Genomic DNA, 8,574 nt, shown 5'->3' on the forward strand with positions numbered 1-8,574 from the left:
AGACCGACCGCGTAGCCACGCCGCTTGGCGTTGGTGATGGCCTCGCGGTAACGATCGCGCACGTCCTCGGGCAGGGTGGCCAGCCAGCGCTCCCGAGCCTCCGGCCCGGCCCAGGCAACGATCGACGCCCCATACGGCGGGCGGTGGGGGAACTGGGTGCCGACCGGCATCGGGTGGCCGCCGCCATGACGGCTTCGGACCTGATCGACGACAGTCGAGTAGTCATCGCTTACCGAGAAGGCAACGCAGTGTGCGCCTGTCGCGGCCGACAGGTCGGCCATCGCGGAGCGGGCCAACACCAGGGCCGGATAGCGCCCGGCCGCCTCCCGGCCGAGCCGGACCAGGGCGGGACCGAGGTGGTAGGTCTTGCGGACCGGGTCGCGCAGCAGCCAACCGGCCCGCAGCAGTTCGGACAGCATCGAGTGGCAGCTGGCTTTGTGAACGCTCAAGTGGCGCGATACCTCGGCCAATGTCATGCCCCGGCTGCCATCGCCCGCCAGGTGCTCAAACAGGTTCACGACGCGTTCGGTCTGTGGGGAGGGACGCGGCGCCACGGAGCCAATAGTCGCATAGTGCGACTGCTTGCGGTGCCCTGCGCGACCATGTGACGATGGCCACGATGACGGACCTTCAGGGCAAGGTAGCGGTCGTAACCGGGGGAGCCGGAGGCATTGGCCAAGCCATGGGCAGGCGCTTCGGCCGCGAAGGCATGAAGGTGATGCTGGCCGACGTCCTCGCCGAACCGCTCGACGAGGCGACCCGGGCGCTGGCGGACGAGGGCATCGAGGCGGTCGGGGTGGTTACCGACGTCACCGACTATTCCTCGGTCGAATCACTCGCCAAGGAGGCGCTCGACCGCTTCGGCGCGGTGCACATCGTGTGCAACAACGCCGGCACCGGCGGGGTCTCCGAGGGCTACATGTGGGAACACGACCTGGCCGACTGGCGCTGGGGGATCGACGTCAACGTGCTGGGCGTCATCCACGGCATCAAGGCTTTCGTGCCCATCCTGCTCGAGCAGGGCGAAGGACATGTGGTCAACACCTGCTCGGGCAACGGCGGGTTCGCGCCGATTGCCCGGGGGGCCATGGGCGGGCCGGCCACGGCGGTCTACCCGATGACCAAGGCCGCAGTGCTCTGCCTGACCGAAAGCCTCTACACCCACCTGCAGATGACGGGGGCGCGGGTGCGGGCGCACGTCCTTTTCCCCGGCGGCTTTTTGAACACCGGCATCTGGGAGTCGTGGCGGCACCGCCCGGAGCGCTATGCCGCGACCCAGGATCGCCGCACACCCGACCAGACCCTGGCAAAGGTGGTGGCCCGCTTCGAGTCCGCCGGCGCACGTGTCGAGTTCACCCCGCTCGAGACGGTCGCCGACCTGGTCGTGGACGGAATTCGGGCGGACCGCTTCTGGATGATGGGGCTGCCCACACCCGCCGATCAGGTCGTGAGCAGCAAGGCGGCATCGATCATCGCTCGCGGCGAGCCTAACTACCTGGTCGACGTCCTCGGCCGGCATGCCGAGAACGCACGGGAAACCGAAGGAGGAAAACCTTGAGCACCAACGGAGTTCGCTACGGTCCTCGTCCACCCGAGGCGCAGGTCGACCACGAGGTCGATGCCACCAAGGCGCCCATCGCCACCGAGGCGGTGACTATCGCGTATCTCACCGATCCGGAGATTGTCGCGGCCGTGCTGCCCAAGCCGCTGGAGCCGGCGGCCGAACCACTGGTGCGAATCCAGCTTCAGCGGGTCCGGATAGAAGGCAGGCCGCCGTTCGGGTCGGCGGTGTTTTCGGTGACCGCCCGGCACGGCGAACTTGAGGGCGACTACCCCCTCTTCATGCCCCAGTCCACCGAGCAGTCGGTCACGGGTGGGCGCGAAACCTTCGGCGAGCCAAAGAAACTCGCTCACATCGGGGTGGAGCGCGACGGCGATCGCGTTACCGCCACCGTTGACCGGCTGGGCTATCAGCTCATCCGGGTAAACGGGCGGATCACCGGCCCGGCGGAGTTGCCGCCCGACCAGGTGAACACCGAGTTCTACTTCAAGTTCCTCCGCGCCCCCGACGGCAGCGGCATCACCGACCCCCATTTGGTCTACGGCGAATACCACCGGCACTACGAGCTGCTGGAGAACATCGACGGCACCGTCGAGTTGGGAGAGTCGCCGCTGGACCCGGTGGCCGACATCGTGATTCGCCAAATCAGGTCGATCACCTGGTGTCGCCGGCGCACCATTCAGGTGGGTCGGATCGCGGCGCGGGTTCCGCAGGAATGGCTGCTGCCGTACGTGCACCAGCGCTACGACGACGTGGCGCTGCTCGCGGCCCCCAGGCCCGAGCCGGCACGGGCCTAGCGCGCCATGGAGCGGTACACGGTCATTTCGGCCGACTGCCATGCCGGTGCTGACCTGCTCGACTACCGCGAGTACCTCGATCCGCAATACAGGGACGAATTCGACGGCTGGGCAAAGACATACGTCAACCCGTTCGGCGACCTGACGGAGGCCGACGCCGAGCGAAACTGGAACGGCGATCGACGCAATTCGGAGCTCGATTCCGAAGGCATCGCGGGGGAGGTCCTCTTTCCCAATACCGTGCCGCCGTTCTTCCCCCAGGCGAGCCTGGCTGCCCCCCAACCGGTTACCGCCCCGGAGCTCGAGCTGCGCTGGGCCGGCCTGCGCGCGCACAATCGCTGGTTGGCCGACTTCTGCTCGTTATCGCCCGAGCGGCGCGCCGGGGTGGGCCAGATCCTGCTCGGGGACCTCGACGAGGCCGTCGCCGAGATAGCGCAGATCGCCAAGTTGGGCCTGCGCGGCGGTGTGCTGCTGCCCGGGATCCCCCCGGGTGCCGGCATCCCCCAGCTCTACGCCGAGCACTGGGAGCCGCTGTGGGCGGCCTGCGCGGAGGCGGGTCTGGTGGTCAACCACCACGGCGGCAACGCCGGACCCAACCCGACGGACGGATGGGGCAGCTCGTTTGCGGTGTGGGTGTACGAGACACATTGGTTCGCGCACCGGGCGCTGTGGCACCTGATCTTCAGCGGCGCACTGGATCGCCATCCCGACCTCACCGTCGTGTTCACCGAGCAGGGCGCCGGGTGGATACCGGCGACCCTCGACTCGCTCGACGTGGCCGCGGCCCGCTACGGGCGAGCGAACTCGGCGATCGCCCGCTTCGCCGGGCCCACCGCCGGCTCGCTGACCCGCAAGCCCAGTGAGTACTGGTCTCGCCAGTGCTACGTCGGCGCGAGCTTCATGCGACCCGTCGAATGTGCCGAGCGCCACCGGATCGGCGTCGAGAAGATCATGTGGGGAAGCGACTACCCGCACTTGGAGGGCACCGCTCCCTACACCCGAGAGGCGTTGCGGCACACCTTCAGCGGCGTCCCGGCCGACGAGGTGGCGGCCATGGTGGGCGGGAACGCGGCGACCGTGTACGGCTTCGACCTCGAGGCCCTCGCGCCCCTGGTCAACCGAATAGGGCCGACCGTCGCCGAGGTCGCCGAGCCGCTGGCGGCCGTGCCCGCCGACGCGAGCAGCACCGTCTTCGAGCCCGACCCCATCCGTGCCTGGTAGCGAAAGGACCACAGTGGACCCGTATCTCATCATCTCCGCAGACTGTCATGCCGAGCTCCCGACCGAGCAGTACCGCGAATACGTCGACCCGGAATACCGGGAGGACTTCGAGGTCTACCTGGCCGAGAAGACCGCCGCGGCCCAGGCGGGGGGATTCATCGACGAACAGTTCGCCGAGCAGTGGTTCTCCGAGCATGGCGACGGCATCGCCGGCGGATGGGATGTGGGACTGCGGGACAAGGAATTAGACGGCGACGGGGTGGTCGGCGAGGTGATCTTCCCCGACGCCGACGCCGTGACCGGGGTCGCCGGGGCTCCGTTCGGGGCCGGCCTGGGCCAGTCGGGCGACCTCGACCCGGGGCGCGCCATGGCCGGGGCGCGGGCCCACAACCGCTGGTTGGCCGAGCTGTGCAGCCACAGCCCCGAGCGGCGGGCCGGGGTTGCGGTCGTGCCGATACTGGCGGACGTCGACGCGGCGGTAGCCGAGATCACTCGAGCGGCGGAGTCCGGGCTGCGGGGCGGGATCCTGATCCCGGCGCGCTGGGTCGGCTATCCGCCCTACCACGACCGTCGCTACGACAAGGTCTGGGCCGCCTGCCAGGACCTGCAGATGCCGGTACACACCCACTCCGGTCCCGCCCCGCAGGAAGAGTACGGAGGGCACCTGGGCATCTATGTCACCGAGGTGCGCTGGTGGGGCGCCCGTCCCCTGTGGTTCGCGCTGTGGTCGGGCGTGTTCGAGCGCTTCCCCGGGCTGCGCTGGGGGGTCACGGAGTGCGGTGCGTTTTGGGCCAATGACCTGCTCTGGCTGATGGACACGCGGTACCTGCGTGAGCACTCGGCCAAGAAGATGAGCCGTCAGATGGAGGGCGATCTGAGGATGCCGCCCTCGGCCTACTTCGACCGGAACTGTTTCATCGGGGCCACCACGACGGAGCGCAGGGAGCTGGCGCGACGCTATGAAATCGGCGTGTCGAACATGCTGTGGGGCAATGACTTTCCACATCCGGAGGGAACGTGGCCGCACACCCGCGACTGGTTGCATCGCTCCTTCTGGGACATCCCCATAGAGGAGACGCGACAGATGCTGGGGCTGGCAGCAGCCGAGGTGTACAACTTCGATCTGGCTGCCCTCGCTGCGCTGGCCGAGCGCATCGGCCCGACCCCCGAGGACCTGGGCCAGGACGATGCGGTGAGCCTCCCCAAGTGGGAGGCAGCCCGCCGGACCGGACGCCACTGGCTGACGGGCGCGGAGCCTATCCCCGATCTTGTGGAGAACTGAGTACGGAAAAAAATCCGTTCTGATCAAGCGGATCGTGATCCTTCCGCGCCACGAGCCCGGATGCATACCTTTCCGGGATGACATCCAGCGTGGGCGGCATCGCGACCCAGATACCCCGGGCCACACCTGCTACTTTCAAACAGGCCCTCTTCGTCGCGGTGACGGCCGGGTTGGGCTATGGCTTCGATTCCTATGCGGTCAACATCTACGGTCTGGTGCTGCCGGACATCAAAAGAACCTTGCACATCACCGACGCCGAGGCCGGGTACATCGGTTCGATCTTCCTGTTGGGCTACACCATCGGCACCATCGGATTCGGATACGCGGCAGACAGGTGGGGGCGTAAGACCACGCTCGGGGCGTCGATCCTGCTCTACGGCATCACCACTTCCCTGGCCGGACTCACTACGAACATCGCCGCCTTCACGGGACTGCGTTTCCTCACCGGCGCGGGCGGTGCCGGAGAGCTCGCGGTCGGCGCGCCATACACCGCCGAGGTTTGGCCTGCCAAGACCCGGGCCCTTGGTGTCGGCGGCGTCATCTTCTCCTTGTTCTCACTGGGCTACGTCCTGGCCGCGGCCGTCGCCCTGGCGCTGGTTCCGCACTTCGGCTGGCAATCGGCGTTCATCGTGGCGATCGTCCCGGCCATCGTCTTGTTCCTGGTCCGGCGAGGGATCAGGGAATCGCACCGCTACACCGACGTACAGACCAAGATCGTCCACGGGGTTGCGAGGCCGCGGCTTTGGAAACTTCCCGGCGTGCGGCGACGACTCGTCGCCGGCTGGCTCATCTACACCGCCAACGCAGTCGGCTACTGGGGCGTGACGGTCTTTTTGACGACCTACATCGTGAAGAGGTTCCACGCATCCCCGATCGACGCCATCCGCTACGCACTTGTGTTCTTCTTGCTGCAACTGGTCTTCGTCTACCTGGGGACCGCGCTTGCCGATTGGGTGGGCCGGCGCCCCTCGGCGATCCTTGCCGCGGTCATCGAGTTCTTCTCAACCATCCTGGCCGCCACCTCTCACTCGTTGGACCGATACCTGGTCTTCGGGGCGATCGCCATCGCCACCCTCGGCTGGCTTTGGGGCGTCGGCGACACCTACGTCTCCGAGCTTTTCCCAACGGTGTTGCGCGGCACCGGTTTCGGAATCGCAGTCGGTGGTGGCCGCGTCGTCTCCATCGCGGCTCCGGCCGTGGTCGGCTGGGGCATAACGCATTACGGGCTGGAGACGCCATACCTGGCGCTCGCCGGCCTCTGGGCGTTGACGCTGGGCGGCTACTTGCTAGGACCGGAGACGAAAGGCAAAGAACTCGCGGACCTGGCTGACCAGGCCCTCACAGAAGATCTGGTGAGGAAATAGGCTAGCGGTGATGCGGGGGTTGCTCGTCGCGGAGCCGCCGCTCGTCCGACGCCGCGCGTGCCTGCTCCTCGTCGCCGAACCTTTCCAACTCCTCGGGTGTGACGTGCGCCCGCGGCGGCTTTGGTGCGGGACGCGGTGGAGGTGGGGGTTCGTTGGACATCAGGTGATTGTCTCGTAGCGTTGCGCCGTATGTCACCACTACAGGGCAAGGTCATCCTGGTCACCGGAGCGTCGTCGGGCCTTGGGGCTGAGACGGCCCGGCTGCTTTCCCGGCAGGGCGCAACGATTTTCGGGATCGGCCGGGATACCGGACGCTTGGCCGAGGTGTTCGCCGACGTGGAACGGGGCTCCTACGCGCCGGTGGAATGTCGCTTCGGCGCAGGCGTGCAGGGACGCGGTCGAACGGTGCGTCCAGGAGTTCGGCGGGCTGGACGTCCTGATTAACATCGCCGGGCGACACCAGATGCGCCGGACGGAGTCGATGACCGACGACGACTGGGCGCAAGACCTCGCGGTCAATCTGAACGGGCCGTTCTACTTGTGTCGGGCCGCGCTGCCCCATCTGCTCGAGCGGGGCGGCAACATCGTCAACGTCAGTTCTATCGCAGGCGTCGAGGGCCAGGCTTATTCGGCCGGCTACTGCGCGGCCAAGCACGGGCTGATCGGGCTCACTCGCGCTTTGGCGGTGGAGTACACAGCCGATCGCCTGCGGGTCAATGCGGTATGCCCGGGGGGCATGCTGACACCGCAAATCGAACAGTTCAGTGCGCCGGACAACCCGAACTACGAGCTGATCATGCGCACGGCCTCGCCGCGCGGCATGATGCAGCCCCTCGACGTTGCGAACGTGATCGCGTTCCTTGCCAGCGATGCCGCGGCCGCCGTCCACGGCGCCGTCTATCGCGTCGACAACGGGAAGGGCGCCCGCTAGCGTGCGCTCAGTCGAGCCCTTCCCAGAACCGCGTGAGGGCCGCGGCGACCCGCGCCGGGTCCTGCAGCATCCACCAATGTCCCAGCCCGTCGAGCACCTCCGTGCGGGCTCCGGCGCGTTCAGCCGCCCGACGCCGCATGGCTTCCGAGCCGACGTAGGTGTCCTCGGTGGCCAGGATGGACAGGCCGGGTCGAGCCGCGGCCTTATCCAGTTCGCGACCGGCCTCGGCCATCCCCGGCTGCCGGGCCGAACGGTAGAGCAGCAGGATCGCCCGGCCCATCTCCGGACCCTGCGCCGCTGCGACCGAGGCTGCGATATCGGCGGGCATCCCGCCGATTTCGACCATCCGGGCGGCGCGCTCCTCGAGCGTCCCGCCCATCAAGGCGTCCACCAGTTTCTCGCCCTCGTCGGGTGTCTGCCACACCTGCGCCATGTCGTGCCAGACGTAGTCGGGGTCGAAGCAACCGAGTATGTCGCTGACCCAGCTGCGCACCAGCTCGGGTCGATGCATCACCACGTTCATCACATGCCCGCCGCCCCAGTCGTGGCCGACGAGGTCGACTGGCTCGCCGGCGCTGTCCAGCTCGCCCTCGAGCCAGTCGCGGTAGGCGAGGTAGGTCGCCGGGAACTCGTCGGGCAGCGGCGCCCCGAATCCCGGTGGAGAGAGCCGCACCACGTCGGTTCGTCCCAGCGCGGCGACCAGCGGGTTCCAGATCGCGTCGGTCTCCGGATTGCCATGCACCAAAACGACAGTCACGGCGCACTCCTCTTGTCAGCGGGTCACCTCGGCGAGCTCGACTCTGCCAGCAACTGATGGCCGATGCATAACGTTCCGACATCGGCCGATTAGGTTCTGGGCGCGAAGCGGATTACGCTTGCCCGCGGCCCGTTTCTGACCGAGGAAAGCAGACATGCCCATTCAGCCCAGCCTGCGGCAGCCAAACGCATTGCGGCGCAGCCGTACGCGACGTGCCGCTCATCGTGTGAACTGCCCGACGGTCGGTCAGTGCTTCGACATCGAAGTCGCTCGCGATGCGGGCGGGTGGATGATCCGGATTCCCGAGATCGGTGGGCTCGTCGGCGTCGGCCGTCGGGCCGAGGTGGAGTTGGCGGCGCGACGGTGCATCGCGACCCGAACCGGCATCCCGATCGGCTATGTCTCGGTCTTCGTTGCACGCGAGACCGCCCGCACCGATTGATAGAGGCCTCAAGCCGGCCGTAGCGGGCGGGAACGCACCAGCGTCGGCCACCAGAACCACGGCCCGAGGATTCGCAAGATGCAGGGAACCACGAACGAACGCACGATCAGCGTGTCGAGCAGCAGGCCGATGCACACGGTCGAACCCACCTGACCGATGGTTCTGAGATCGCTGGTGAGCATCGCCAGCATGGTGAACGCGAACACCAAACCCGCGGAG

The 8,574-nt window shown here is 67.6% G+C and carries 10 protein-coding genes and 1 pseudogene; 7 read left to right on the forward strand and 4 right to left on the reverse strand.

From position 1 onward, the window contains the following. A partial coding sequence (locus VMD50_RS10705) for an IclR family transcriptional regulator (RefSeq protein ID WP_325427574.1) occupies window positions 1–554 on the reverse strand: 554 nt, incomplete at its 3' end. 65 nt (window positions 555–619) lie between these two features. On the opposite strand from VMD50_RS10705, the gene VMD50_RS10710 reads away from it, so the two are divergent. The 5 genes from VMD50_RS10710 (at window position 620) to VMD50_RS10730 (ending at window position 6,225) form a co-directional block, all read left to right on the forward strand. Continuing rightward, the gene (locus VMD50_RS10710; RefSeq protein ID WP_325427590.1) at window positions 620–1,558 is read left to right on the forward strand and encodes an SDR family NAD(P)-dependent oxidoreductase; all 939 of its coding nucleotides are present in this window, start codon (window positions 620–622) and stop codon (window positions 1,556–1,558) included. After that, window positions 1,555–2,358, forward strand: a complete 804-nt coding sequence (locus VMD50_RS10715) for an acetoacetate decarboxylase family protein (protein WP_325427576.1) — start codon at window positions 1,555–1,557, stop codon at window positions 2,356–2,358. The genes VMD50_RS10710 and VMD50_RS10715 overlap by 4 nt, the downstream gene beginning before the upstream one ends. 6 nt (window positions 2,359–2,364) lie before the next feature. After that, window positions 2,365–3,579 carry an amidohydrolase family protein gene (locus VMD50_RS10720; RefSeq protein WP_325427578.1) on the forward strand — a complete coding sequence of 405 codons (1,215 nt, stop codon included), beginning with the start codon at window positions 2,365–2,367 and terminating at the stop codon, window positions 3,577–3,579. A gap of 13 nt (window positions 3,580–3,592) precedes the next feature. Next, window positions 3,593–4,861, forward strand: coding sequence for an amidohydrolase family protein (locus VMD50_RS10725; protein ID WP_325427580.1), 1,269 nt, complete (start codon window positions 3,593–3,595; stop codon window positions 4,859–4,861). Between the two features lie 77 nt (window positions 4,862–4,938). Continuing rightward, window positions 4,939–6,225, forward strand: a complete 1,287-nt coding sequence (locus VMD50_RS10730; RefSeq protein ID WP_325427582.1) for an MFS transporter — start codon at window positions 4,939–4,941, stop codon at window positions 6,223–6,225. Window position 6,226: 1 nt separating this feature from the next. On the opposite strand, the gene VMD50_RS10735 is transcribed toward VMD50_RS10730, so the two are convergent. Next, window positions 6,227–6,385, reverse strand: coding sequence for a hypothetical protein (locus VMD50_RS10735; RefSeq protein WP_325427584.1), 159 nt, complete (start codon window positions 6,383–6,385; stop codon window positions 6,227–6,229). A gap of 29 nt (window positions 6,386–6,414) precedes the next feature. On the opposite strand from VMD50_RS10735, the pseudogene VMD50_RS10740 reads away from it, so the two are divergent. After that, a pseudogene (locus VMD50_RS10740) lies at window positions 6,415–7,156 on the forward strand (SDR family NAD(P)-dependent oxidoreductase). A 7-nt stretch (window positions 7,157–7,163) separates the two neighbouring features. On the opposite strand, the gene VMD50_RS10745 reads toward VMD50_RS10740, so the two are convergent. After that, a complete protein-coding gene (locus VMD50_RS10745; RefSeq protein ID WP_325427586.1) occupies window positions 7,164–7,913 on the reverse strand; it encodes an alpha/beta fold hydrolase in 750 nt (249 codons plus the stop codon). A 289-nt stretch (window positions 7,914–8,202) separates the two neighbouring features. Between VMD50_RS10745 and VMD50_RS10750 the strand changes: the two genes are divergently transcribed. Further along, on the forward strand, window positions 8,203–8,355 hold the full coding sequence (locus VMD50_RS10750; protein WP_325427592.1) for a long chain fatty acid-CoA synthetase Faa4p: 153 nt from the start codon (window positions 8,203–8,205) through the stop codon (window positions 8,353–8,355). 8 nt (window positions 8,356–8,363) lie between these two features. Here the strand turns inward: VMD50_RS10750 and VMD50_RS10755 are convergent. Further along, window positions 8,364–8,574, reverse strand: a 211-nt coding sequence (locus VMD50_RS10755; RefSeq protein WP_325427588.1) for an MMPL family transporter, incomplete at its 5' end; no start/stop codon positions are given.

Source organism: Mycobacterium sp. (genome assembly GCF_035506235.1).
Classification (GTDB): Bacteria; Actinomycetota; Actinomycetes; order Mycobacteriales; family Mycobacteriaceae; genus Mycobacterium.

What these genes read in the sequence shown, in the direction of transcription:
- VMD50_RS10710 (WP_325427590.1), top strand. Translation starts at nt 620, where the DNA reads ATGACGGACCTTCAGGGCAAGGTAGCGGTCGTAACCGGGGGAGCCGGA.
- VMD50_RS10720 (WP_325427578.1), top strand. Translation starts at nt 2,365, where the DNA reads ATGGAGCGGTACACGGTCATTTCGGCCGACTGCCATGCCGGTGCTGAC.
- VMD50_RS10730 (WP_325427582.1), top strand. Translation starts at nt 4,939, where the DNA reads ATGACATCCAGCGTGGGCGGCATCGCGACCCAGATACCCCGGGCCACA.
- VMD50_RS10735 (WP_325427584.1), bottom strand. Translation starts at nt 6,385, where the DNA reads ATGTCCAACGAACCCCCACCTCCACCGCGTCCCGCACCAAAGCCGCCG.
- VMD50_RS10750 (WP_325427592.1), top strand. Translation starts at nt 8,203, where the DNA reads ATGATCCGGATTCCCGAGATCGGTGGGCTCGTCGGCGTCGGCCGTCGG.